Raw genomic sequence first — 24,574 nt, forward strand, 5'->3', positions numbered from 1 at the left:
CCAATACAGGAGGAAAGCACTTATGAATTCCTGGCTACGCGGCCTGCTCTACACCTTTGCCTTCCTGCTGCTCTTTGTCTGGGTTGCCCTCGGCCTGTTCGACGCCGAGCGCGCCAAAGGCCCCATCGCCAGCTGGATCAGCCAGCAGACCGGCGTACCGGTCACCATAGGACGACTGGTATTCAACCCGCTCCACCCCTACACCCTGCTGGCGGAGCAGGTGCGCTACGGCGATGCAGTCTCCCTCGACAAGATCTATCTGGAGATCGAGAGCATCGACTGGCTGAACCGCGATGTGCGGATCGCCCATCTCGACCTCATTCGCCCCGCCATCAAGCTGCCGCTGCCCAACCAGCTGCCCAACCTGCCGGTGCACTCCCTCTCCATCGGTGACAGCACCATAGACAGGCTGAGCCTTGAGAACGACGGGCTGACCCTGCGCGGCCTCAACGCCACCCTGAGCGACTGGGAGCTGATCGATCCGAAACGGCAGCCACAGGCCAACCTGAGCCTCAATATCGGCCAGCTGGAGACTCCGCAGTTCACCTTCGCCCGTCTCAACCTGCAAGGACGGCTGGAGGGGGAAGTGCTGCGCACCGACAAGCTGGTGACCAACCTGTTCGATGGTCTGCTGGAGACCGGCATGGTGCTGGACTGGCCCACCCGTACTCTGCAACTGCACGATCTCAAGGCGCGCGGCATGCGGGTGGAGCTGGGGGATCTGACACAACAAGGCTTCCCGCAGCGCTTCCCGTTGCAAAGCGTGTCGCTGGATCGCGGTCAGTTGGACGGCGTCAGCCTCAACGACATCAATCAGGAGCTCTCCTTCAACAACTTCAGCGGCCAGCTCACCGCCTTCAACTGGCAGGCGGGCAACCAGCCCACCGGCTATCTGAGCGGCACCCTGGGGGACATGGGCCGTGGCCTGTTCCAGCTGGAGGAGATCAAGGGCAAGCTCGCCTTCTCACCCCAGCAGATCGACGGCGAACTGCAGGGCAAGGCCTATGAAGGGGAGTTCAATGTCGAGCTCTCCCTCGATAGCCAGCAGCAGAAGCTAACCCTGAAAGACGTAGCGCTAAGCGGCATGGATATCAGCCTGCCGCAGGGTTGGTGGCAGGATTGGCAGAGCTGGCGCCCGCAGCAGGTCGATATCCGCAAGCTGGCGTTCGACAAGCTCAAGGTGCTCTCCTTCGACGATACCCTGCCCCTGTCGCTGACCGGCTGGCAGCTCTATCTGAGCGATCTCGCCCTGCGCGATAACCAGCCAGGCCCGCTGCTCGGCCGTGCCCGTATCGAGAGCAAGTGGTTCGAGCTGGTGTGGGATGGCCTCAGCGCCCGCAACGGCGAGCTGGATGGGGAGCTGACCCCCAGCTCCTGGCAACTGGGCAAACTCACCAGCTCGCTGCCGGATGAGGGCACTCTCAGCCTGAGTGGCCAGTGGGGCCGCGAGCCGGGCCAGAGCAGCCGCCTGCAGTTGCAGGCAACCAAGCTCGATCTGCAGCAGTGGGGCAAGATACTCCACTCCCCGGTCTCCTTTGCCGGCAAGGCGGACGTGAGCGCCGACCTGCAAGCCGAACACGGCAAAACGGCGGGCGAGTGGCGCCAGACCCTGCAAGGCAGCTTTGCCCTCGATGCCGACGAGCCGTTCTGGGACAAGGTGAAGATAGATCCGCTGCTGGATAAGTGGTTCAAAGGGACGACCCCGCCCACCCTGACGCCGGATCAGCTGTGGCAGGCGATGCAGGAGGGTGACACCCCCTTCTACCGCATCAGGGTGCAGGGCAAGATCGACAAGGGGCAACTACAAGTCGAGCAGGCTGGCGCCTCCACCATCACTCATCTGCTGGCGCTGCAAGGGGGGATCGATCTGGTCAACGAACAGTGGCAGCTCGATCTGGGGATCCTCAATGGCAACCGCTGCGCCGAGCTGCTCGGCCAGTGGCGCGGGCCGCTGACGGAACCCACATTGGCCTGGAGCTTCCCGCAGAAGCAGGACGCCTGCGGCTGGGAAGTGGGAGTACGCTATCCGCCGCAAGGCAACAGCGCCCCGCTCTGGCGACCGGCTCCCGCAACGAAAGCCCAAAACCAGGCCCAAGTGCAGACCCAAGCCGGGCAGACAAGCGACAGCCAGCAAGGGTAAAAACAGACAAGGCCTCATGATGAGGCCTTGTTGTTTGATGGGGAAACGACGCGGTTACTGGCCCGGGCGGCGGGGCGGCTGCACCACATAGTGACCGCAAAACTCCGCCGCCAGCTTGCCGCCGCTGAACAGCTGGATCTTGAGGCTGAAGGTGGCAGGCTCCCCCCGTTTGAGCGGCTGCAGCACGGCGGGCATCCCCTCGCGGGCCACTCGCGCCTCGGGCTCTTCATCGACCGGGCCATGATATTTGATGGTGCTCTCGGCCAGCACCGGCTCGCCCACCAGCCCCTCCTCTTTAAGCTGCAGCCAGATCAGCCCCCAGCCCGCCAGCACGCACTGGCTGTAGACACTGCCAGCGAACATGCTGCCATGCACGTTGAAGTTGGCCGCCAGATTGGCCTTGAGATGGAAGGTCTGGCCGTCGTAGTGGCTGATGTGCATCCCCATCTTCTCGCTGATGGGTACCCCGCGCGACCAGCGGGTGGTGAGATCCTGACACCACTCCGGCCGGTACTGGATAGTCTGCAACGGGCTCAGGGATTTGATCATCTGGCGATGGGGAATGCGGCCGAAGGAGACGGGGCCGCCCCCCACTTCGAGAAAGCCGCACTTGCGATAGAACTCCACCGCCTCCTGACGGGCGTTCATCACCAGCCGTTTCACCTTCTCGCTGCGGGCCAACTGCTCGAGATCTTCCACCATTTGGGCACCCAGCCCCTGGCCGCGATATTCGGGCCGCAGCGCCATAAAGCGGATCTGTGCCTCGTCGCCGCCGATAAAGAGGCGGCCTACCGCGATGGGAGTTCCATCGGGTGCCAGCATCAACCGGTGAATGGCGACCGTGTCGTATTCGTCCCGCTCGGAACCGACGGGCAGATTGAAGGGCTTACGCAGAAGTTCCCAGCGCAACTGGTAGTAGGCATCCAGCTCGGCGACTGTCTGAGGGGTGACTACCCGGTACATAGTTTCATCCTTGAGTTACACTGGTCGGAAACCATCTTGCCGTGCAAATTCATGGACTTCAATCTGCAAGCGTACCAAGCCGATCACTTGTTGCACCTCAGCGTCAAACCCCAGCGCCGCCTCACGGTACAGGAAAATGACCAGCACCGCTGGCTGGAGATAGACGGCGTGGTGCAATCCGCCATGTCGCTCGCCAACCCCGCCGCCCTCTGTCTGCCCCATCAACGGGTCATCGCCTGCCTGCTGCCGGAGCAGGCCACCAGGATCCTAGAACTAGGTCTGGGTGGCGGCGATCTCACCCGCCATCTCTGCCAACGCTGGCCAGATGCTCGCCACGAGTGCGTCGACCTCGACGAAGAGGTGCTGACAGTTTATCAGCAGTTTTTCCAGCATCAGGAGAGCGATGAACACGCTGCTCCGGCACTCCATCAGGCCGATGCCCTCGCCTTTCTGGAGCAAAGCGAGCAGCAGTACGACCTCATCCTGCTCGATCTCTTCAGTCACGATGGCAACCCGCTGCTGCTGTTTCAGGAGCGGCTCTACCGGGCGCTGGCCCCCCGGCTGAACGGCAGTCTGGTCATCAACCTGCTGCCACGCACCGCGCTTGAGCTAACCCACGCCCTGACACTGATCGAGCAGTGGATTGGCCCGGCTACCCCCTACCCGGTCGCGGGGCTCATCAACGTGATCGTCCACGTCATACCGCGGGATCAGGCATCCTCAGACCTGTAGCCAGAAGGTCACCGGGCCGTCGTTGACCAGCGCCACCTTCATGTCGGCGGCAAAACGCCCGGTTGCGGTCGGGATGCCGCTGGCAGCAGCCTTGGCCACGAAGTAGTCATAGAGGCGCTCGGCCTCGCTCGGGTGAGCTCCGCAGGAGAAGCTGGGGCGCATCCCGCTCTTGGTGTCGGCCGCCAGGGTAAACTGGGAGACCACCAGCAGGCTGCCGCCGATCTGGCTGACATTCAGGTTCATCTTGCCATTCTCGTCACTGAAGACCCGATAGCCGCTCACCTTGTGCAGCATCTTGTCGGCCTTGGCTTCGTCATCCCCCTGCTCCACCCCGAGCAGTACCAGCAGCCCCTGACCGATGGCGCCGGTCACCTCCCCCTTGACGGTCACGCTGGCCTCGCTGACCCGCTGAATCAATGCAATCACATCCCTCTCCTCTCAAAACAGAACGACCGCCTTGCAGGGGCGGTCGTCGATGCTACCAATAAACCGGTGGCCAAGGCGATGGCTTAGCCCAGCTCTTCACTGGCCGGCTTCTCGTACTCACCGAGGCAGGCCGTGGTTTCAGCCCCCAGCAGCACCACCAGCCAGCTGAGATAGACCCAGACAAACAGGATCGGGATGGTGGCCAACGCGCCATAGATGGCCTGATAGGAGGGGAAGTTGGTGATGTAGATGGCAAAGCCGCGCTTGGCCAGCTCGAACAGGGTCGCCGCTACCAGCGCACCGATAAAGGCGTGGATCAGCCGCACCTTGCAGTTCGGCACCACGGTATAGACCAGCAGGAAGGTGAGTACCGAGAAGAGGAACGGCAAGCCGCGCAACAGCAGATAACCGATACCGAACAGGCTCTCGGCGCCAAACAGCCGCAGCGAGAAGATGTAAGAGGAGATGGCGATACTGGCCCCGATAAGCACGGGCCCCAGGGTGAGGATCATCCAGTACATGGCGAAGGCCTGCGCCAGCGGGCGGCCCTGGGTCGAGCGCCAGATGTAGTTGAGGTTCTTGTCGATGGCAGAGATCAGCATCAGCGCCACCACCACCAGCGCCCCAATCCCCACTGCCGTGGTGTTGGTGGCATTGGCGACGAAACCGTCGATGTACTCCTTGAGCATGTCGCCCGCGGTCGGCACGAAGTTGTGGTAGACGAACTGCTCCATCGCCTGCTTGAGGCTCTGGAACACCGGGAAGGCGGACATCATGCCAAAGACCACGGCGATCATCGGCACCAGTGAAAGCAGGGTGACATAGGCCAGATAACCGGCGGTAACCGTCAATCTATCCTGCTGGAAACGACCCCAGACAAACTGGGCAAAGTGGCGACCATCATGGCGCAAGAAGGAGAGGGCGTGGGCCAAACGGCCGCTGACAGGCTGCTGCATCTTGATTCTCGTTAGCGTCATAGTGGCAATATTGTGTCAGAGGAGAGCGCTGTTTGACCACCTTTGAACCCAATTTGCCTCCATCTGCCCCAACCTGTCACCCGGCTGGCGTCTCTGGCTGTCGTCAGAAACAGAAATAAAAACGGCCCCGCTATGGGGCCGTTTGCAACGCCGGATTACAGCATGTAGTCCGCGGGCAGCTCGATGCGGGCGACGCCGGAGGCAACCGCTGCCAGCGCCACGGCGCGGGCAACCCGCGGCAGCAGACGGGCATCCATCGGCTTGGGAATGACGTAATCCTTGCCGAAGGCGAGCTCGCTGACCTCGGCGGCGGTCAGCACCTCGGCCGGCACCGGCTCCTTGGCCAGCGCACGGATCGCCTCGACCGCAGCAATCTTCATGGCATCGTTGATGCGGCTTGCGCGGGCATCAAGCGCACCGCGGAAAATGAAGGGGAAACAGAGCACGTTGTTGATCTGGTTCGGGTAGTCGGAGCGACCGGTACCCATGATGAGGTCGCTGCGTACGGCGTGGGCCAGCGCAGGCTTGATCTCCGGGTCCGGGTTGGAGCAGGCGAAGATCACAGGGTTGGGCGCCATCAGGGCGACCGCTTCGGCGGGCAACACATCGGGGCCTGAAACACCGACAAACACATCCGCCCCTTCGATGACATCCATCAGGGTGCGCAGCGGAGTCTCGTTGGCGAAACGCTGCTTGTACTTGTTGAGATCGCTGCGGCCGGTGTGGATAACACCCTGACGATCCAGCATGAAGATGTTGTGCGCTCTGGCGCCACACTTGATCAGCAGATCCATGCAGGCGGTGGCGGCAGCCCCCGCCCCCATGCAGACGATGCGGCTGTCACTGATCTGCTTGCCTTGCACTTCCAGCGCGTTGAGCAGGCCGGCGGCGGTGACGATGGCGGTGCCGTGCTGGTCATCGTGGAACACCGGAATGTCGCAGCGCGCGATCAGCGCCTCTTCAATCTCGAAACACTCCGGCGCCTTGATATCTTCCAGATTGATGCCACCGAAGGTATCGGCGATAGCCGCCACCGTGTCGATGAACTGCTGGCTGGTCTCGTGCTTCACCTCGATGTCGATGGCGTCGATGCCGGCAAAGCGCTTGAACAGCAGGGCCTTGCCCTCCATCACTGGCTTGGAGGCCATCGGCCCCAGATTACCCAGCCCCAGAATGGCGGTGCCGTTGGAGATGACGGCCACCAGATTGCCCTTGCCGGTATAGCGATAGGCATCGGCCGGGTTGGCAGCGATCTCGCGCACCGGCTCGGCAACACCCGGGCTGTAGGCCAGCGCCAGGTCGCGGGCGGTTTCGGCGGGTTTGGTCAGGGCGATGGCAATTTTGCCCGGTACGGGCTGGGCGTGGTAATCGAGTGCTTCTTGACGCAGATCGGACATGGGGGACCCCGATGTGGTTGGTGCAAATGAGGTGCCGACAGGGGGCACGCAGAAGGGCGGGGATCATAAAAGAAAGCGGTGGGCATGCCCAGCAGATCATGCTACTGCCAGCCAGATCAGACCAGTTATTTCAGCGCCTTACCCCACCCAAGACTACCACTTTAGTTATAGATTCTGCTGCATGGGGTAAAAATGGAGCAAAAAATGGCGGCAAGTTGGCCTTGCCGCCCTTTCTGTCAGTGCTGTAGACCTGACTCAGTTGCCCAGATAGACCGGCAACAGATTTGCCATCGACAGGAAGTGGAACAGCGCGGTCGCCAATCCGAACAGGATCAGCAGCCAGGCCATCAGCTTGCCGCCGGGGGTGACGAAGTGGGGAGTCACCTCGCCCCGCTCGGCCCGCGCCCGGGTGCGCAATACCAGCAGTGCCGGGATGATGCAGGTCCAGATGGTGGCGGCGGCACCGGCATAGCCGATGGCCAGCAGGAAGCCGAACGGGAAGAGCAGGGAGAGCAGCAGCGGCGGCAAGAAGGTGACCGCCCAGGTCTTGCTGCGACCGGCGCGGCTGTTGTCGAACTTGAACAGATCAGCCAGATAGTCGAACACCCCGAGCCCCACCCCGATAAAGGAGGAGAGGATCGCCGCCATGGAGAAGGCGTTGATGGCGCTGGCCACCTTCTCCGATTCGATCACCCCTGAAAGCGCGGAGAGCAGCACACTCACGTCTCCTCCCTTGGCAATCACGGGAGCAAAATCCTGACGGGGCAGGTTGCCGAAGATCCCCAGCAGCCAGAGCACGTAGAGCGCCAGCGCGATCAGGGTTCCCCCCAGAATGGCCCATCTGGCCTGCTGCTCGTTCTGGTAGTAGGCACGCAGGGAGGCAACAGAGTGGTGATAACCAAACGAGGTGAGCGCCACCGGCAGCATCGCCATGGCATAGGGGGCGTAGCGACTCTCGCTGCCCGCCAGATCGAGCAGGGTCGGCAGCTTGATACTGCCGAGCAGACCCGCCACACCGAGAGCGAAGCTGAGGATCATAAAGGCGATCAGCACCACCGAAATACGGTCAACGGCGCGGGTCGAGTGCCACACCACCGCAGAGAAGAGCGCCACAAACAGCACGGATGCAAGCTTGCTGTCGATCCCCAGAATGCCCTGCAGGATGGCACCAGAGGAGGTGATATAGGCGTAGAGCAGAATGCCGCCAACAAAGTAGACCGAGAGGTTGTTGAGGAGATTGAGCTTCTCCCCCAGCAGCTCGCGAGTCACGGTATTGAAGGAGACCCGCATGTCGTGGTGCTGGAAGGATTCCAGCAGCATCCAGCCGGAGAGGGTCATCATCACCATGGTGACGGTCAGCGCCAGCACCGACCAGAGGGTCCAGGCCCCCGCCCCCGAACTCGGCAGACCGAGCATGCCAGCTCCCACGCAGACGCTGGCAATGATGCAGGCGCCCCCCAAAATTGACGGTTTTTTCTTCATAATCCCTTCTTTTTCTGACTGATTATCTATCCGCGGTAAACAAGAACGCGGCATGATGCCAGCCTTTGCCATGAGACGCCTACCACTATCTGTCATAACCGGGCATGGCCGCCGCATAAAAAGTGCCCCGAACGGGGCACTCTATCAGCGGGAATGATGTGAAGATGGTTAATCCATCACCGGGATACCTGCCCTCGCTTCGGCCTGACGGGCGATGGCCTCGGTCATCCCCTGAAAGATAAAGAGGTGGAACGGCAGCATGGCGAGCCAGTAGGCCAGCCCCCAGGCGCCCTGCGGGTGCCAGTGAGCGGTGACCCGGACGCGGGTCAACCCGGACTCCTCCGGCAGGATGTTGAACTCCAGCCGCCCGACGCCCGGGGCCTTCATGTTGAACAAGAGATCGAGCCTGCGCCCCTCATCCACCCCGAGGATCTGCCAGGAGTCGAGCATATCCCCCTTCACGAAACGATCCGGATTGGTGCGGCCACGGGTGCGGGCCGGGCCGCCGATCAGATGATCCATCCATTCGCGCACCACCCACAGCTCGTTCATGTAGAAGTAACGCTGCTCTCCCCCCAGCTGCTGCAACACATGCCACACCACCTCGGGGGAGGCGAGACAGATGGCCTCGCCGCTGGCGATGCGATCGTAGAAACCATATTCGGGATGGCGCCAGCGCAGGCCGAGGGGGGTCTCCTGCCCCTGCTGTTCGGCACCCAGCTTCTGCTCCAGCGCCAGACTCTCCGCCAGCGCTTCGTCGAAGCTGAGCAGGGTCTGGGGCAGCAGGGCACGTAGCGGGCCGTCATCGGCCGGAATATCGTGCTTGAGACCCCCCACCAGCGCCTTGGCCACCGGCTGCGGCACAGAGGTGACAAACTGCAGCCACCAGGCGGAGAGGCGCGGACTCAGAAACGGGATGGGAATGATGGGGCAGCGCTTGCCGATATGAGCGGCGAACTTCTGCAACTGCTGTTGGTAGCTGAGCAGCTCGGGGCCGACCGCATTGAAGATGCGGCCATCCACCTCGTCGGCCTCCACCAGCCCGCCCAGATAGTGAAGCAGGTTGGACAGCGCAATCGGCGGCGTGCGCGAGCGCACCCATTTGGGCGTCACCATCATCGGCAGGTTGAACACCAGATCCCGCATCACCTCGAACGCCGCCGAACCGGGCCCGATGATGATGCCGGCGCGCAGCTCCACCGTCGGTACGCCGGATTCGCGAAACAGCTCGCCACAGTGGCGGCGGGAGTTGAGATGGCGGCTGTTGCACTGCTCGGGCTGGATTGCCCCGAGATAGATGATGCGACGCACCCCGGCGGCACGAGCGGCGGCAGCGAAGTTCTTTACCCCCTGCTGCTCCAACCGGTGAAAATCGGCCCCCGCCCCCATGGCATGTACCAGATAGAAGACGGTATCTATGCCCGCCAGCGCAGGCAGCAAGGTGATCGGCTTGAGGCTGTCGGCGAGGCGAAACTCGACCCCCTCAGGCAAGCGGCAGGGACGGCGCGCCCCGGCAATCACCCTGTAGCCAAGGGTTTGCAGGTGGGGCACCAGATAGGAACCGATATATCCTGCCGCTCCCATCACCAGACAATTTCTCATCCTCTCTTCCTCTTCACATGTTGCGCCCTGCACTTGGGCAAACGGGCTAGCACCCGCATGCCCATCATCCTGCCACGCCACCACCTTGCAACCTAGTACTAACCACCGCTCTGATTAGTCCGATTTGGTGTTAAGCCCTGCTTATTCACTGGTCGATAACTGACCAGATGTATAGCGCCGAGGGCGAACGTATGCGCATCGATCACTACGACCTCCAGGGAGAGGTGCAATACCGGCAACAACAGGCCCAGAGCCGCAAGGTGCGCAACCTCGGGCCAGTGCCACCCGCCGTCAATCCACCGCAGGGCAACAACACGGCCGCGGCCGGCGAACGCAGCAGCACCCTGACTCTCACCAGCGCCCTGATGCTGCAAACCGCGAGGCAATCGGCCGCCAGCCAGCAAGCAGCAACACCTCCCGCCCCGCCCGCAGCGGACGTCGGCAAAGAGCAGGATGGTATTCCCGATGATGGGCTGGATAACCGCCAGCGACTGATCAAGCTGATGATTGAGGCGATGCTGGGCCACGAAATCGAGCTGCCCAAGCCGATCAAACCCTCCGAAGAGGGGGGCGATGGAGTGACCCAAGGAGACGCCGCGGCTCAAGCCGCCGAGCCGGATCAACTGGTGGAAGTAACCGACAGCCTGCTGCAACAGGAGCAGCTCAACGTGGTGGCATCGACCAGCGTAGCGACTCGGGATGGTCAGACTATTCAGCTCGATCTCGGCTTTGTGCTCGACTGGCGCCAGCTGGAGGTGAGCCAGCGGCGCACCACCCTCAATGCCCTGAAAGACCCGCTGGTGCTCAGTCTGGATGGCAAGATCGCCGATCTGACCGAGGCTCGGGTCAATTTCGACATCGATCAGGATGGCAAGGAGGACAGCCTGCCGGGCTTGAGTGAAGGCAGCGGCTTTGTGGCGCTGGATCGCAATGGCAACGGCACCATAGACGATGGTGGCGAGCTGTTTGGTGCACGCTCCGGCAATGGCTTCGGCGAGTTGGCCACCCTGGATGAGGATGGCAACGGGGTGCTGGATGAGGGGGATAGCCAGTTTTCAGCCCTGCAGTTCTGGCATCCCGAGCACGCCCCTATCGCGCTGGTCGAACTGGGGATCGGCGCCATCCTGCTACGCCCCCTCGACACCCCCTTCAACCATCTGGGGGAGAGCGGCAATCAGGGGGTGCTGCGCCAATCCAGCCTCTATCTCACCGAACAGGGTAAAGGAGGCTGGGTGCAGCAGATCGATCTGCGGGTCTGAGCCTTGAAATGAAATCACCCATCGGTCGCTGACGATAACTGCCAGCGACCGGCTCCGGCACCATCAACTCAGCTCGGTGGGGTCGATATCCAGACTCCAGCGCACCCTTTTGGTCTCAGGCCAGCCTTCCAGCTCCTTCACCGCCCAATCCAACAGTTGGGCCAGTGGCGCTCGATTCGGCCCCTGCACCAGCAACTGCATGCGAAACTTGCCCGCCTTGCGCTCCATAAAGCCACTGATGGGCCCCAGCACCTGAACGTGGGGATAGCGGGCGCTGCGCAGGGTATCGGCGAGGCGGGCGAGGAACAGCTGCACCTCGTCGCGGCCGTTGGCCTCGGCCCTAAACAGCCCCTGATAGCTGAAGGGCGGCAGCCCCAGCAAGCGGCGCTCTTTCAGCGCCGTATCGGCGAAGTGGCCGTAACCGTTCTGGGTCAGATCCTGCAGCAGGGCATGTTCCGGATGGTGGCTCTGCAGCACTACCAACCCGGGTTTGCTGGCGCGCCCGGCACGACCCGCCACCTGGGTGTAGAGCTGGGCCAGTTTCTCGGCAGCGCGAAAATCGGCGCTGAACAGGGCGCCATCCACATCCAGCAGACCCACTAGCGTCACGTCCGGAAAGTGGTGGCCCTTGGCCAGCATCTGGGTGCCGATCAGGATCTTGTACTTGCCCGCCTTGATGTCGCCGAGATGGGTCTCCAGCTCCCCCTTGCGGCGGGTATTGTCCCGATCGATGCGCACCACCGGATATTGCGGAAACACCGTGGTGAGCAGCTGCTCCAACTGCTCGGTGCCCACTCCCGATCCGATCAGTTCGTTGCTGCCACATTCGGGGCAGTGGTGGGGCAGCGGGCGCACGCTGTCACAGTGGTGACAGTGCAGCCGTCGTCCGGCCTGATGCCAGGTGTACCAGGCATCGCAACGCTCGCAAGCGGCGCTCCAGCCGCACTGGTGGCAGATCAGAGCCGGGGCATAGCCACGGCGGTTGAGAAACAGCATCACCTGATTGCCCGCCGCCAGATGCTCCGCCATCAGCTGCTCCAACTGGGGGGAGAGCCCGGCCTGCAGCCGCACGCTCTTGATATCCAGGATCACCTGACGGGCGGTCTGGGCGTTACCGGCACGGCGAGTCAGGGTGAGATGGTGATACTTACCGGTGCGGGCGTTGTGCAGCGTCTCCAGCGACGGGGTAGCAGAGCCAAGCAGGATGGGGATACCGGCACGATGAGCCCGCATCACCGCCAGATCCCGCGCGTGGTAGCGAAAACCGTCCTGCTGCTTGAAAGAGCCGTCGTGCTCCTCGTCGATGATGATGATGCCGAGGTTGTGAAACGGGGTGAACACCGCGGAGCGGGTACCGATCAGGATGGCGGCGCCGCCGTCGCGGCAGGCCAGCCAGGCGTCGAGCCGTTCCCGATCGTTCATGGCGGAGTTCATCGCCACCACAGGCACGTTGAAGCGGCGCCGGAAGCGGTTGATGGTCTGCGGGGTAAGACCGATCTCCGGCACCATCACCAGCGCCTGCTTGCCCGCCTTGAGCAGGGGCTCGAGGATGCTTAAATACACCTCGGTTTTGCCGGAGCCCGTGATGCCGTCCAGCAGGAAGGCGCCGAACTTGTCGCTCTGGCTGGTAACGGCAGAGACGGCCAATGCCTGCTCGCCGTTGAGGCGCAGCCCCTCCCCAGGCTCGAAGCGGGCAGCCCAATCGCCGTCGTGGCTCGGCTCCAGCAAACGTTTCTCCAGTAGCCCCTTCTTCTCCAGCGCGGTGAGAGCGGCGCTCTGGATCTCCTCCTGTTTGAGGGCGGAGGGGGTCTGCGGCCCCTTGCGCAGCAAGGCGAGCGCTTGCTGCTGCTTGGCCGCCCGCTTGAGCTCGTTGAGGTCGATGGCCATGCCAGCCTCGGTAGCAAACCAGAACTCCAGCTCGCGATAGGCGGCTGGCTCCCCCTTGCGCACCAGCACCGGCAGGGCGTGAGGCAACACTTCCCCCAGCGGATGCTGGTAGTAGCTGGCGCTCCAGTTCATCAGCGCCAGAATATCCGGCCCCAGCACCGGCGTCGCATCGAGTACTCGCTTGATGGATTTGAGCTTGTTGCGGGGCACCTGGCTGTCAACCGGATGATCCACCACCAGCCCGACCAGGGTCTGGGGACCGAAAGGGATCTCGACCCGGCAACCGGGGGCAGGTAACGGCAGGGGAGAGAGATAGTCGAAGTGACGGCGTAACGGTACCGGGACAGCGACACGAACCAGATCCAGCGTTTGGGAAGAATTCACCAGGGGTTGCCTATTTTTTCTGCGAAGCCACTTGCCTGATCTCAGGCATTTCCTATATTATTCGCAGCCTTTGAAACTGTGTTCAACAATCGTGTGGTGTCCGACAAGAGATCGGATGGCGACACGGCCTATTAATTGAGGTTGTCCATGAAAGCTGGTATCCATCCTGACTACGTAGCCATCACCGCCAAGTGCTCTTGCGGTAACGTCATCAACACTTTCTCTACCATCGGTAAAGATCTGAACCTGGACGTGTGCTCCGAGTGCCACCCGTTCTACACCGGCAAGCAAAAAGAAGTTTCTAGCGGCGGCCGCGTAGACAAGTTCAACAAGCGTTTCGGTGCGATGACCACCAAGAAGTAATTTTACTTCTGAAGAATTCTGAAAAAGGCGCCCATCGGGCGCCTTTTTTACGATCCCTGTTTTTCATCCTTCATGTTCCCGCAGCCAGACGCACTCTCCCCTACTGGCCAAACCCCTTGGAACGACGCAAATAGACATACCCCTCACCCGGGCTGCCCCAGCGCGGACTCCCTGCGTTATCATAGGCGCGATCCAGCAATCTGACGCTATCGGGGCCAATCCAGATATGCTGCACCAGCGTCGTGGCACCGCCAAAATCGGTGGAGCAGTGGCCCACCCGGGTGTGACCGGCATATTCGCCGGAGGGGGTACGGGTCAACCAGATCTCGCATCCGTGGCGCAAGGAGAGCTGCTGCGGGGTCAGACTGTCGAGCAGGGCGGGATCATGCCAGGCACCGGCAAAATCGGTGGCACGGGGCATGGTCAGTTCGGCCATCAGGATCCGCCCGTCAGGGGCAGGTGAGAAGCGATAGATGCGCTGGCGGAAAGGACGGACGGAGCGCATGCTCAGATACTGCTCGGCATAGACCCAGCGATAGCCCTGATAGCCGGGCCAGATCTCCATCAGGCGAAGCTCGGCACTGGTAAAGCGGCTGTCGTAACTGGCCTGCTCCCGGCTCGTAAAGGCCCCGTTGAACCAGCTGAGCAGCGGCTCCATACCGGGCTTGAGTGGGGTAGCCTGAGGCGCCGATCCTGCCAACACCAGACAGGAACAGAGCAGCCCGAATACGGCCACCAGCAACTTTGCCATCGAATCCTTCCGAATCATCATAGTGGCGGCGATTATATGAGCGAATTTCCCCAATAACAGCCATTACGATCAAATCATTGCCACTCTGGTGCAAAAACCTCATAAGGATGCCAGTCCGCTCACTAAACCCGATATTTTGCCACCGCCTTGTTGAGCAGCTGGGCCTGCTCGTTGAGGCCCTCGCTGGATCTCGCATTTTCCTCCGCCATGATGCTCGACTCCTGGGCGATGTCGCGGATGTTGTTGACGTTGCGGTTCACCTCGTTGGCCACCAGACTCTGCTGTTCGATGGCGGCGGCAATCTGGGTGCTCATGTCCATGATGTTGGTAACATCCTGAGTGATCTGTCCCAGCAACTCCCCTGCTGTACTGGCCTGATCCGAGCTGCGGTTGCCCTGCTCGCGGCAGGTTGCCATCACCTCGACGATGCTGCCGGTCTGTTTCTGCAGCGAGCTGATGATGCCGGCGATCTCCTGGGTCGATTTCTGGGTACGGATGGCCAGATTGCGCACCTCATCGGCCACTACCGCAAAGCCGCGCCCCTGATCCCCTGCCCTGGCTGCTTCGATGGCCGCGTTGAGGGCCAGCAGGTTGGTCTGCTCGGCAATACCACGGATCACGTCAAGCACGGAGCCGATGGTCTCGCTCTCTTTTTGCAGCTGGCTCACCTCGCGGGATGAGCTCTCCAGATTGTCCGCCAGCGAGCGGATCTGCTCGACAGTGTTCTCGACCGCAGTCCGCCCCTCCATCGCCTTGTTGTTGGTCGCCTGCGCATTATTGGCCGCCTGCTCGGTGTTACGGGCGATCTCTTCGATGGTGGAACCCATCTCTGTGGAAGCGGTCGCCACCATGTCGGTCTCCTGCAGCTGACGCGCCGCCCCTTCACTGGTGCATTTGACGTTGGCCGAGAGGTGATCCGCTGCTTCGGTCAGGGTGTGCACGCTCTGCTTCACATCGCCGATCAGGTCGCGAAACCCGCCCAGCATCACGTCGAGATTACCTGCCAGCTGGGCCATTTCATCTGCCCCGCGCAGCTCTATCTTCAGGCGCAGGTCATTATCCTGACGAATGCGGTTGACGGTATCATTCACCTGAGTAATGGGACGGTCGATGCTGCGCCCCAGCAACACGCTCATGATGCCAATCAGCACCACAATCACCCCGCCACAGACCAGCATCAGGCTGTTGAGGCGAGCGCTCTGCCGCTCCAGCTCAGCGACAATGTGCTGATCGACGGCGGCAAACCCCTGTTCGGTCTGATGCACCAGATCCCGCATCTGGTTGCGCAGCCCTTCATCCTCTTTCAGCCCCAGTACCTGCATCCCCTGCACCAGCGCCACAAAATCCTGCCGGTACTGCTTGCTGGCCTGCTCCAGCTTGCCGCGACCCGCCTCCGGCAAAGTGGCAAGGCTATCCTGAAAACTCTTGTGCAAGGTTTCGAAACGCTCCAGATACTGGATATCGGAACGCAGCATGAAATCTTTCTCCGCCCGTCTCAGCTGCAACATGGTGATGAGCAACCCCTGCTGATCCAGCTGCTTGAGCCCATTCTCCACCTCATGCACCGCCGCCCTCAGCTTGCCATAGAGCCCCTCCTCCGGCCCCAGACCAATCTTCTGCTGCTGGGCCACCAGATCGTTGAAGGCTTTGCCATAGCCGCTGATCTGCTGATCCAGTCTGGTCAGCTCCCCCTCGACAGCCGCCAGATTGTCATCGGTCACCAGCTCCCGATTGTGCTGGTGAAAATCTGACAGCCCCTGATTGAAGCGCTCGACGAAGGTCATATCCTTGCGGATCAGAAAATCCTTCTCGGCCCGCCGCAGGTTGAGCATGGCGATCTCCAGCTGGTCGATATTGCGCTGAGCTTCGGTCAGGTGACGGTGCACCTGGCTGGAGTAGATAAACAGGCCGCTCAGTACCAGCATGGCAACGGCAACCAGCACGGTATTCAGGATCAACTTATGACGGATAAGCACGATGGACCTCTCGCAAACAGGCAGTGAACTGCATTGAGCTTATGCAGAAAAGCGGCGACAGGTGATCTGTGCAAGGAATATTCATTGAAATGCCACACCCACTCCTTATACTGGTTGCACCTGTTTCCAGCCGTGGATTTGACACTATGGAATACAATACTTCTGAACTGTGCGACATCTATCAGGACATGGTGGATGTGCTTGAACCCATGCTCTGCTCCTTCGGCGGCCGCGCCTCTTTCGGCGGTGTCATCACCACCGTCAAATGCTTCGAATCGAATGGTCTTATCCGTGAACTCGTCAAAGAGAACGGACTGGGACGCGTCTTGCTGATCGATGGCGGTGGCTCCATGCGCCGCGCTCTGATCGACAGCGACATCGCCACAACAGCAGCAGAGAACGATTGGGAAGGGATTGTCTGCTACGGCTGCGTCCGCGAAGTCGATATTCTGGAAGATCTGGATATCGGCATTCAGGCACTGGCAGCCATTCCGGTCGGTGCCGACAGCAAGGATGTAGGGGAGACCGATCTGCCGGTCAACTTCGGTGGCGTTACCTTCCTGCCTGATGACCACCTCTACGCCGATACCACAGGGGTGATCCTCTCCCCCGAGGCACTCGATATCGAGTAAGCCACAGACAGCGTGACGACGGGAGCCTTGGCTCCCGTTTTTTATGCCTGCAACTTGCTGAAAAATGACAAAAAAAGAGGGCCAGATAAACTGGCCCTTAACTGGAAGCAATGTGAGCAATGTCGTGCCTTCACAAGAAGTCCATCACGTTGGAACGAATGAAGTCTTTCCCGGAAAACAAGTTAACAATAATCATTCTCATTTAACTAGGCAAGTGCTATTTGCAGAAAGTGCAAAAAAATTGACCACCGCGAAGGGTGGTCAATCTGGTCAGGCTTGCCGGGTGGCCGTTTGCAGGCTGGATAATCCGGCCTCACCCACCAGCTTGCGGCTGAGGTAACGCAGCAAGACACCGTAGAGCGGCACGAACAAACCAAGGCTTATCAGCAACTTGAATACGTAATCGACGGTTGCGATCTCGACCCAGTGCTCTGCCATGAAAGGATCTGTGGTGCGCCAGAAGGCCACACTGAAGAAAGCGATGGTATCGACCAGATTACCGAACAGGGTGGAGGCCGCAGGTGCAATCCACCACTGCTTGAGCAGACGCAGCCGGTTGAACACCACCACATCCATGAACTGCCCTACCAGATAGGCCATAAAGCTGGCCAGCGCGATACGCGCTACGAACAGGTTGAACTCGGCCAGATGACCAACGCCCTGGAAGCTCCCTTCAAAGAAGAGTACGGAGAGCGCATAGGAGACCGCCAGTGCTGGCAGCATCACGGTCTGGATAATCTTGCGCGCCAGACCGGCACCGAAGATCCGCACCGTCAGGTCAGTGGCGAGGAAGATAAACGGGAAACTGAACGCACCCCAGGTGGTATGGAAGCCAAACACGGTGATCGGCAGCTGCACCAGATAGTTGCTGCTGGCAATGATCAGGATGTGGAACAACGACAGGCGAACGAGCGCCGTGTGGTACTGCGCAGGGGTCAGATTCATCTTGTGACCTTTTTGGTTAATGGGGTTAGGGAACCCATATCGCCACCATTGGCGATAATCGAGGGGCGAGATTATACGCCCCCAAACCGATAGTTCAATCTTTATGCGATTACGCTTGTCCAGGTTGGCCAGCGGCAGAGCAGGCCTTGTGGGCGATAGTCACACCTTGTGCTGTCTGGCGAGCCAGAGCAGTGCCTCCCGATCCGCCGGGCGCACCGCCTCCAGCCAGCAGCCGCTGTAGTGTTCGTACTCCAGCCGAAACTGGCTCCCTTCAAACTCCAGCAACCAGCTATGGCGGTCGGCCCCCGCATCCTGATCGAGCGGCTGCAGCTCCCACTCTCGCAGCAAGGCCTGCGCCAACAGCGGAAAAGTGTCCCAGTCGAGTGCCGGACAATCCAGCGTCACCACGCCAGCTTCGCTATCTACCTGTTTGATTTGCCAACTCATTCCCTGTCTCTCAGCTACTGCAGGAGAGCTCACCACCGCAATACCATGCCGGAGTCGGGGTGGCGAGATCCTCATATTCGGGTTGTTCATCAAAGGGGCGCTGCAAGGCGGCGAACAGCCGCTCGAACGGCTGCATATCCCCTGCGTCGGCGGCGTCTATCACCTGCTGGGCCAGCGCATTGCGCAGCACATACTTGGGATTGATGGCATCCATCTGCGCCTTGCGCACGACATCCTCGCTGCCTTCGCGCATTAGCCGCGCCCGATAGCGCTCCAGCCACGCCTGCCAAACACCTGGTCCAGACAACAGGGCCAGCAGAGACGCAGGCCACGCCCCCTCTTGCGTCACCTCACCGAGACGGCGCAGGAACAGGTGGTAATCCACTTTGTTAGCCGCCAGCAACCGGAACAGCTCGCGGAACAGCGCCGGGTCATCCTCCTCCCACACCGCCAGTCCGAGCTTGGCCCGCATCAGCTCGGAGTAGTGCAGCATCAGCTGCTGCTCGTACTGGGCCAACGCTGCAGCCAGCGCATCACCGTCTACATGGCCAGCCAGCGCCTGCGCCAGTTTTTGCAGATTCCAGTAACCGACCGCGGGCTGCTGATCCAGCGCGTAGCGGCCCGCAGGGTCCGAGTGGTTGCAGACAAAATCGGGCACGTAGGCATCGATAAAGCCGTATGGCCCGTAATCCAGCGTCAAGCCGAGCAGCGACATATTGTCGGTATTCATTACCCCGTGACAGAAGCCCGCTGCCTGCCATTTGGCAATCAACCGCGCGGTGCGGCGCACTACCTCGGCAAACAGTTCGGCACCACTCTCCAGTTCGGGGAAGTGGTGGCGCAGCAGATAGTCGATGAGCGGCGGGATCTTCTCCCCCTGCCCGCTCCAGGCGAAATACTCGATATGACCGAAGCGCAGATGGCTGGGGGCGGTGCGCAGCACAGTCGCCCCGGTCTCCACCTGCTCGCGATAAACGGGCTCCTGACTCCCCACCAATACCAGCGCACGGGTGGTCGGGATGCCGAGAGCATGGAGCGCCTCGGAGGCGAGATACTCTCGAATGCTGGAGCGCAGCACGGCGCGGCCGTCACCAAAACGGGAGAACGGGGTTTTACCCGCCCCCTTCAGGTGCAGATCCCAGCGCTGCCCATCCGGCGCCAGCTGCTCACCCAGCAGCAGCGCGCGACCATCACCAAGCCGCGGGCTATAACCCCCGAACTGATGGCCCGCATAGACCTGAGCTACCGGCTGCATGCCTGGAAGCACTTTTCCCTCGCCACAACAGGCGATCCAGTCAGCCTCGCTGACGCCTCCCAGCCCCAACTCATCCAGCAAAGCCCGGTTGAGATGAAGCAACCGGGGTTGCTGCAGCGGCTGAGGGGCTACGGGTTCACAGGCCCAGGGCAACTCGGTCACAAAAGTGTTGATCAACTTCATGGTTGTACCATTCGTCCCTGCGTATGCTCGTGTCACTCTTTATACTGCCGTCAGCCATGCTTGCGCTAACTGGCGACCATCATTTTTCAATTCAAGGAGAAGAAGATGCAAAAATGGGTATATGCCCTGCCCTTGCTGGCACTGGCGTGGGGTCATCAGGCCAAGGCTGCCGATATTGAAGCCGGCAAAGCCAAGGCGGCGGTCTGTGCCGCCTGTCACGGCGTGGAAGGCAAGGCGATGATCCCCAACTATCCCCATCTGGCGGGTCAGAATGCCGCCTATCTGGTGAAACAGTTGAAAGCGTTCAAGGATGGCACTCGCAAAGAGCCCTTGATGGACCCCTTCATGGCGCCGCTGACCGATGCGGATATCGACAATCTGGCAGCCTTCTACGCCAGCCTGAAATAACCTCGCGTCTGGCCCCAGGTTCTTCCGAGCCGCGCTTACCCTGGTCGATTAGGCAGCCTAATCGACCCTAACGACGGCAGTAGTCGATGATCAGGTCCATAAAGGCTTCGCCAAAGCGTTCCAGCTTGCGGTGACCCACACCGTTGATAGCCAGCATCTCGTCTTCGGTCATCGGCATCAGCTGAGCCATCTCCACCAGGGTCGCATCGTTGAATACCACGTAGGGCGGCACCTCTTCATCCTCGGCAATCTGCTTGCGCAGGCCGCGCAACTCCTTGAACAACCGCTTGTCATAGTTGGCATTGTCGAGCAGGCCATTGCGCTTCTCCTTGCGGCTGGAGATGGGCTGCAAGCGGGGCACCGCCAGCTCCAGCTTCACCTCGCCACGCAGCACGGGGCGGGCTGCTTCGGTCAGCTGCAGCACCAGATTGCGGGTGATGTTCTGGGTCAGCAGCCCCTTGTGGATCAGCTGGCGGATCACGCTCATCCAGTATTCATGGCTCTGATCCTTGCCGATGCCGTAAGTCGAGAGCTTGTCGTGGCCGTGATCCTTGATGCGCTGATTGAGGGAACCACGCAGCACCTCCACCACATAGCCCACCCCGAAATTCTGCCCCACCCGCCAGACGCAGGAGAGCGCCTTCTGGGCATCTTCAGTGCCGTCATAGCTCTTGGGCGGATCGAGACAGATATCGCAGTTGCCGCACGGCTTGTCGTTGTACTCGCCGAAGTAGTTGAGCAGCACCTGACGGCGGCAGGTCTGCGCCTCGGCGAAGGCGGCCATCACGTTGAGCTTGTACTGCTCCACCTGCAGCTGCTGGGGATTCTCGATGTTGTCGAGCAGGCGGCGCACTCGGCCGATATCGGCGGGATCGTAGAGCAGCAGCGCCTCGGCGGGGGTGCCATCGCGCCCGGCGCGGCCGGTCTCCTGATAGTAGGATTCGATGTTCTTCGGGATGTCGTAGTGCACCACGAAGCGCACATTGGGCTTGTCGATGCCCATACCGAACGCCACCGTCGCCACCACTATCTCGATGTCGTCCTTGAGGAAGGCATCCTGGGTCTGCTGGCGCTGCTCGAGCGGCAGCCCCGCATGATAGGGCGCGGCCTTGCAGCCGTGGCGGGATAACCGCTCGGCCACCTCCTCCACTCGGTTGCGACTGGAGCAGTAGACGATGCCGCAGTTGCCCTTCTGACTCTGCACGTAACGCAGCAGCTGCTCGGCCGCCTTGAACTTCTCCACCAGGCTGTAGCGGATATTGGGGCGATCAAAGCTGGCAGTGTGAATAAAGGGATCGTGGAGTTCCAGCCGATGCAGCATATCGCTGCGGGTCGCCTCGTCGGCAGTGGCGGTCAGTGCTACCACCGGCACCTGCGGGAACCACTGCTTGAGTCGCCCCAGCGCCGCATACTCAGGCCGGAAATCGTGGCCCCACTGGGAGACACAGTGCGCCTCATCGATGGCGAACAGCCCGAGCGGCAGCTCGGCCAGCCGATCCATAAACTCGTGCTGCAACAGTCGCTCGGGGGAGACATAGACCAGCTTGATCTCGCCGCGGCGCATGGCGGCAAAGTTCTGGATCATCTCCTCCCGGCTCAGGGCCGAGTTGATGTAGACCGCCGCCACACCGTTAGCGCGCAGGCTGTCGACCTGATCCTTCATCAGCGAAATAAGGGGAGAAACCACCACCCCGAGCCCGGGCCGCAGCAGTGCCGGGATCTGATAGCAGAGCGACTTGCCGCCGCCAGTGGGCTTGAGCACCAGTGCATCGCGCCCCGCGACGATCTGCTCGATGATTTCGAGCTGACCCGGCCGAAACTGCTGATAGCCGAAGACCGCCTGCAGCAGGGCAAGCGGACTCTCTGGCTGAGGATCTGGCAGGGTTTCGGCAATCGCGGTCATGGGCTCTCCTTTGGGGTCGCCATTCTAAAGCAGCCGCCGCCCACAATAAACCTGCCATTGCGACTGTTAAGGAACTGTTGCAGACTGGCTGGAGTTTTTACTCGGCTTTGATGACAAGGATTGGGATCAGAGAATGAAACAGATGCTCAAGAAGATGGCGCTCAGTGGCATTGCCAACCTGTTTGCCGAGAAGATGCCGTTCAACAAGCTGATCGGCATGCAGGTGACCCACTACGACTTCGACAAGGTGGAGCTGCGCATCAAGATGGACGACAAGCTGATCGGCAACCCCTTCCACAACATCCTGCACGGCGGCGTCACCGCCACGCTGCTGGATGTAGCGGGTGGCATGATCGTCGCCGCTTCCTGCATCGACGAGCTGGAGGAGTTCTCCCCCAGTTATCTCAAGGAGCGCTTCGCCCGCCTCGGCACCATAGATCTGCGGGTGGATTACCTGCGCCCGGGGCGCGGCAACGAGTTTATCGCCACCGCCCACATCATCCGGGCTGGCAGCAAGGTGGCCGTCGCCCGGATGGAGCTGCACAACGAAGAGGGCACCCACATCGCCTTCGGCACCGGCACCTATCTGGTGGGTTGAACCAAGTTAGTGCATAAAAACCATGCGGCTAATCCACTTTTAATCATTAGATTCCTTACCCCCTCTGGCCGAACAAGGTCCATACTGAGAGTCGGGATTGTGTGCAGAGGGAGGATTGCAGGCGATGAGTGCGAAACTGGCCATCAAACCATCCAGAGCTTTGTTGACACAGCTCGAGTCCATGCTCGACGAGGTGCAGACACCCGAGTGTCGCCACTGGTTGGAACAGGAGCTTGAGGGGTATTCTCTCTCCTCACCCCTGCCTTGGTATCGCATCGTTCCCTGTCGGCAACGCGGTCACTTTCTGGATCTGAAAACGGGAAAATATTTGACCTGTCACATCAACAGTCAAACGCTATGCCAACGCGATCTGGCCCAAATTCAGTTCATTTATGCCCGTGAACCCGCCGCCCACTATTTGCTGCAACGCAATTCCGGTATTGAACCCTGGCCAGAACAGCTGCTGGAAGATTATCAGGAGCAGTTGATCCCCGGCCATCTATGCCTGCAAGCCTGGCATGAGCCCGTTATTTCATTACGTGCACAACTGATGGAGGGAATAGAACATTTCATTAGTGAGTACCCCAAGCACGCGGCCTTGCTGCCTCAACACAGTTTCAAGGCTTTGCGGCATCAGCACTGGCATATCTGAGTAAGCGCCTGGCGCGCAAGGAGGGCACCATAGACAAGACCCATAGCGAGATTGCCACAATCTAGAGTGCCGGAGTCAGGATCAGACTCCACCGATGGGCCACCGAGCGGTGGCCCTTTTAATGTCTGTAGTCTTGCTTTGACCCTGCATACAGCAAGTCAGATCACTTGGCCAGGTAACAGGTCAGCAGCTAAAGAAAATCGGGAAAACAGGAAGGATAAATGCAAAAAGGCCGCTCTATTGAGCGGCCTTTTCAAATTTGGTCGGTGTGAGAGGATTCGAACCTCCGACCCCTTCGTCCCGAACGAAGTGCGCTACCAAGCTGCGCTACACACCGATGTCTGCGGGACGGGAATTTACCGAAAGCCCCGACCCGACACAAGACTTTTTTGCATTTTGCAGGAAAAAAAGTGCTGTTCGCTCAACTATTCAGCACTCTTTTCATCCGTTTACCGGGCTGCAGCCAGCTGGTGACATTCCGGCAACCGGCCGTCAGGCCAGGCGCAGGGATGCCGGCCCCAGCAGACGGCGCTGCCAGTCAGCCACAGTGCCATGCTCCAGCCAGTCGGCTGCATGCTGGCGCCAGTTGGGGGAGAGGGCCAGATTCTCCAGCAACATCAGCAGATCCGCTTCATTGCGCACCTGATTGAACAGGATATCGGCGGTGCGCTTCACCGTCAGTTCGGGATAGGGTCTGTCTACCAGCTCCATGGCCGTGTCAGGCGCGATCATGCCCTCCTCCAGCACCCGCAGCAGCCAGCCACAACGGCCATTCAGTTGCATCACCTGCGACATCTGGCCATAGCCAAAGCGCTGGTTGAGCTTGAAACAGGGGGATCTCGGCTGGCTGATCTGGATCAGCGCCTCGCCGAGTCGATAGACATCGCCAATGCAGGCTTGCGCCTCGGTCAGCCCGAGACCGGAGAGGTTCTCGCCAAAGGCGGCAGGTTGCCAGGGTGTACGTGGCGCAGGCAAGTCCAGCGCGGTTTGCCAGGTCTGCCACCAGAGATAGTGATCGGCAGGATAGTAGTGGAGCGCCCGATCCGGGCCACCGTGGTGGCGCAGGTCACACTGCTCATCCCCTTCCAGACCGGCAAAGGTACAGCGAACTGGTGCAGAGATCGGTTGCTTGTGAATAGCGCTGGTGAGGCCGGGCACCAGCTCGGTGCCACAACCGCTAAAAAGGGAGATCCGCATACTCATCCTCCAGAT

At 60.8% G+C, this 24,574-nt stretch carries 22 protein-coding genes and 1 tRNA gene; 8 read left to right on the plus strand and 15 right to left on the minus strand.

The window, feature by feature from the left end:
* Positions 1-22 precede the first annotated feature (22 nt).
* The gene (locus I6L34_RS09765; RefSeq protein ID WP_216956693.1) at positions 23-2,140 is read left to right on the plus strand and encodes an AsmA family protein; all 2,118 of its coding nucleotides are present in this window, start codon (positions 23-25) and stop codon (positions 2,138-2,140) included.
* A 54-nt stretch (positions 2,141-2,194) separates the two neighbouring features.
* Here I6L34_RS09765 and I6L34_RS09770 read toward each other — a convergent pair whose 3' ends face one another.
* Entirely contained in the window at positions 2,195-3,103 is a 909-nt protein-coding gene (locus I6L34_RS09770; RefSeq protein WP_058056376.1) for a bifunctional GNAT family N-acetyltransferase/hotdog fold thioesterase, read from the minus strand.
* A 51-nt stretch (positions 3,104-3,154) separates the two neighbouring features.
* Between I6L34_RS09770 and I6L34_RS09775 the strand changes: the two genes are divergently transcribed.
* Positions 3,155-3,835 (plus strand): spermidine synthase, encoded by a 681-nt coding sequence (locus tag I6L34_RS09775; RefSeq protein WP_058056377.1) that lies wholly within the window; start codon positions 3,155-3,157, stop codon positions 3,833-3,835.
* On the opposite strand, the gene dtd is transcribed toward I6L34_RS09775, so the two are convergent.
* The 5 genes from dtd to I6L34_RS09800 form a co-directional block, all read right to left on the minus strand.
* Positions 3,824-4,261, minus strand: a complete 438-nt coding sequence (gene dtd, locus I6L34_RS09780) for a D-aminoacyl-tRNA deacylase (protein WP_058056378.1) — start codon at positions 4,259-4,261, stop codon at positions 3,824-3,826. The two genes, I6L34_RS09775 and dtd, sit on opposite strands and share 12 nt — an antisense overlap.
* A gap of 83 nt (positions 4,262-4,344) precedes the next feature.
* On the minus strand, positions 4,345-5,217 hold the full coding sequence (locus I6L34_RS09785; RefSeq protein WP_005340664.1) for a virulence factor BrkB family protein: 873 nt from the start codon (positions 5,215-5,217) through the stop codon (positions 4,345-4,347).
* Positions 5,218-5,393: 176 nt separating this feature from the next.
* Positions 5,394-6,635 (minus strand): malic enzyme-like NAD(P)-binding protein, encoded by a 1,242-nt coding sequence (locus I6L34_RS09790; RefSeq protein WP_216956695.1) that lies wholly within the window; start codon positions 6,633-6,635, stop codon positions 5,394-5,396.
* Positions 6,636-6,890: 255 nt separating this feature from the next.
* Positions 6,891-8,117, minus strand: a complete 1,227-nt coding sequence (locus I6L34_RS09795) for an aromatic amino acid transporter (protein ID WP_058056380.1) — start codon at positions 8,115-8,117, stop codon at positions 6,891-6,893.
* Positions 8,118-8,285: 168 nt separating this feature from the next.
* Positions 8,286-9,719 carry a DUF2867 domain-containing protein gene (locus I6L34_RS09800; RefSeq protein WP_058056381.1) on the minus strand — a complete coding sequence of 478 codons (1,434 nt, stop codon included), beginning with the start codon at positions 9,717-9,719 and terminating at the stop codon, positions 8,286-8,288.
* A gap of 167 nt (positions 9,720-9,886) precedes the next feature.
* Here I6L34_RS09800 and I6L34_RS09805 point away from each other — a divergent pair, with 167 nt between their 5' ends.
* A complete protein-coding gene (locus I6L34_RS09805; protein WP_216956697.1) occupies positions 9,887-10,978 on the plus strand; it encodes a hypothetical protein in 1,092 nt (363 codons plus the stop codon).
* A 63-nt stretch (positions 10,979-11,041) separates the two neighbouring features.
* On the opposite strand, the gene priA is transcribed toward I6L34_RS09805, so the two are convergent.
* Positions 11,042-13,249: a primosomal protein N' gene (priA, locus tag I6L34_RS09810; protein WP_216956700.1), complete on the minus strand. Its 2,208-nt coding sequence runs from the start codon at positions 13,247-13,249 to the stop codon at positions 11,042-11,044.
* A gap of 147 nt (positions 13,250-13,396) precedes the next feature.
* Here priA and rpmE point away from each other — a divergent pair, with 147 nt between their 5' ends.
* Complete coding sequence (gene rpmE / locus I6L34_RS09815) at positions 13,397-13,612, plus strand: 50S ribosomal protein L31 (protein ID WP_005340673.1); 216 nt, start codon at positions 13,397-13,399, stop codon at positions 13,610-13,612.
* 100 nt (positions 13,613-13,712) lie between these two features.
* Here rpmE and I6L34_RS09820 read toward each other — a convergent pair whose 3' ends face one another.
* Positions 13,713-14,363: a chromophore lyase CpcT/CpeT gene (locus I6L34_RS09820; RefSeq protein ID WP_021230765.1), complete on the minus strand. Its 651-nt coding sequence runs from the start codon at positions 14,361-14,363 to the stop codon at positions 13,713-13,715.
* A 122-nt stretch (positions 14,364-14,485) separates the two neighbouring features.
* Positions 14,486-16,339 (minus strand): methyl-accepting chemotaxis protein, encoded by a 1,854-nt coding sequence (locus I6L34_RS09825; protein WP_075116210.1) that lies wholly within the window; start codon positions 16,337-16,339, stop codon positions 14,486-14,488.
* A gap of 146 nt (positions 16,340-16,485) precedes the next feature.
* Here I6L34_RS09825 and rraA point away from each other — a divergent pair, with 146 nt between their 5' ends.
* Positions 16,486-16,971, plus strand: a complete 486-nt coding sequence (gene rraA, locus I6L34_RS09830) for a ribonuclease E activity regulator RraA (protein WP_005340678.1) — start codon at positions 16,486-16,488, stop codon at positions 16,969-16,971.
* A 270-nt stretch (positions 16,972-17,241) separates the two neighbouring features.
* On the opposite strand, the gene I6L34_RS09835 is transcribed toward rraA, so the two are convergent.
* The 3 genes from I6L34_RS09835 to I6L34_RS09845 all read right to left on the minus strand — a co-directional run bounded on the left by I6L34_RS09835 (position 17,242) and on the right by I6L34_RS09845 (position 19,801).
* Positions 17,242-17,916 carry a 7-cyano-7-deazaguanine/7-aminomethyl-7-deazaguanine transporter gene (locus I6L34_RS09835; RefSeq protein WP_058058771.1) on the minus strand — a complete coding sequence of 225 codons (675 nt, stop codon included), beginning with the start codon at positions 17,914-17,916 and terminating at the stop codon, positions 17,242-17,244.
* A gap of 159 nt (positions 17,917-18,075) precedes the next feature.
* The gene (locus tag I6L34_RS09840) at positions 18,076-18,363 is read right to left on the minus strand and encodes a DUF3630 family protein (protein ID WP_058058770.1); all 288 of its coding nucleotides are present in this window, start codon (positions 18,361-18,363) and stop codon (positions 18,076-18,078) included.
* Between the two features lie 10 nt (positions 18,364-18,373).
* Entirely contained in the window at positions 18,374-19,801 is a 1,428-nt protein-coding gene (locus I6L34_RS09845; RefSeq protein WP_058058769.1) for a YdiU family protein, read from the minus strand.
* Between the two features lie 105 nt (positions 19,802-19,906).
* Here I6L34_RS09845 and I6L34_RS09850 point away from each other — a divergent pair, with 105 nt between their 5' ends.
* Positions 19,907-20,209 carry a cytochrome c gene (locus I6L34_RS09850; protein ID WP_005340687.1) on the plus strand — a complete coding sequence of 101 codons (303 nt, stop codon included), beginning with the start codon at positions 19,907-19,909 and terminating at the stop codon, positions 20,207-20,209.
* Between the two features lie 67 nt (positions 20,210-20,276).
* On the opposite strand, the gene recQ is transcribed toward I6L34_RS09850, so the two are convergent.
* Positions 20,277-22,112: an ATP-dependent DNA helicase RecQ gene (gene recQ, locus I6L34_RS09855; RefSeq protein ID WP_216956702.1), complete on the minus strand. Its 1,836-nt coding sequence runs from the start codon at positions 22,110-22,112 to the stop codon at positions 20,277-20,279.
* Positions 22,113-22,245: 133 nt separating this feature from the next.
* Between recQ and I6L34_RS09860 the strand changes: the two genes are divergently transcribed.
* Positions 22,246-22,710, plus strand: coding sequence for a thioesterase family protein (locus I6L34_RS09860; protein WP_042054246.1), 465 nt, complete (start codon positions 22,246-22,248; stop codon positions 22,708-22,710).
* 124 nt (positions 22,711-22,834) lie between these two features.
* Entirely contained in the window at positions 22,835-23,362 is a 528-nt protein-coding gene (locus I6L34_RS09865; protein WP_005356927.1) for a hypothetical protein, read from the plus strand.
* A 260-nt stretch (positions 23,363-23,622) separates the two neighbouring features.
* Here the strand turns inward: I6L34_RS09865 and I6L34_RS09870 are convergent.
* Both I6L34_RS09870 and I6L34_RS09875 read right to left on the minus strand, forming a co-directional pair.
* A tRNA-Pro gene (locus I6L34_RS09870) sits at positions 23,623-23,699 on the minus strand.
* A 155-nt stretch (positions 23,700-23,854) separates the two neighbouring features.
* Positions 23,855-24,559: an MOSC domain-containing protein gene (locus tag I6L34_RS09875; protein ID WP_216956704.1), complete on the minus strand. Its 705-nt coding sequence runs from the start codon at positions 24,557-24,559 to the stop codon at positions 23,855-23,857.
* Between the last annotated feature and the right edge of the window lie 15 nt (positions 24,560-24,574).

This window comes from Aeromonas sp. FDAARGOS 1404 (assembly GCF_019047085.1).
Classification (GTDB): domain Bacteria; phylum Pseudomonadota; class Gammaproteobacteria; order Enterobacterales; family Aeromonadaceae; genus Aeromonas; species Aeromonas veronii.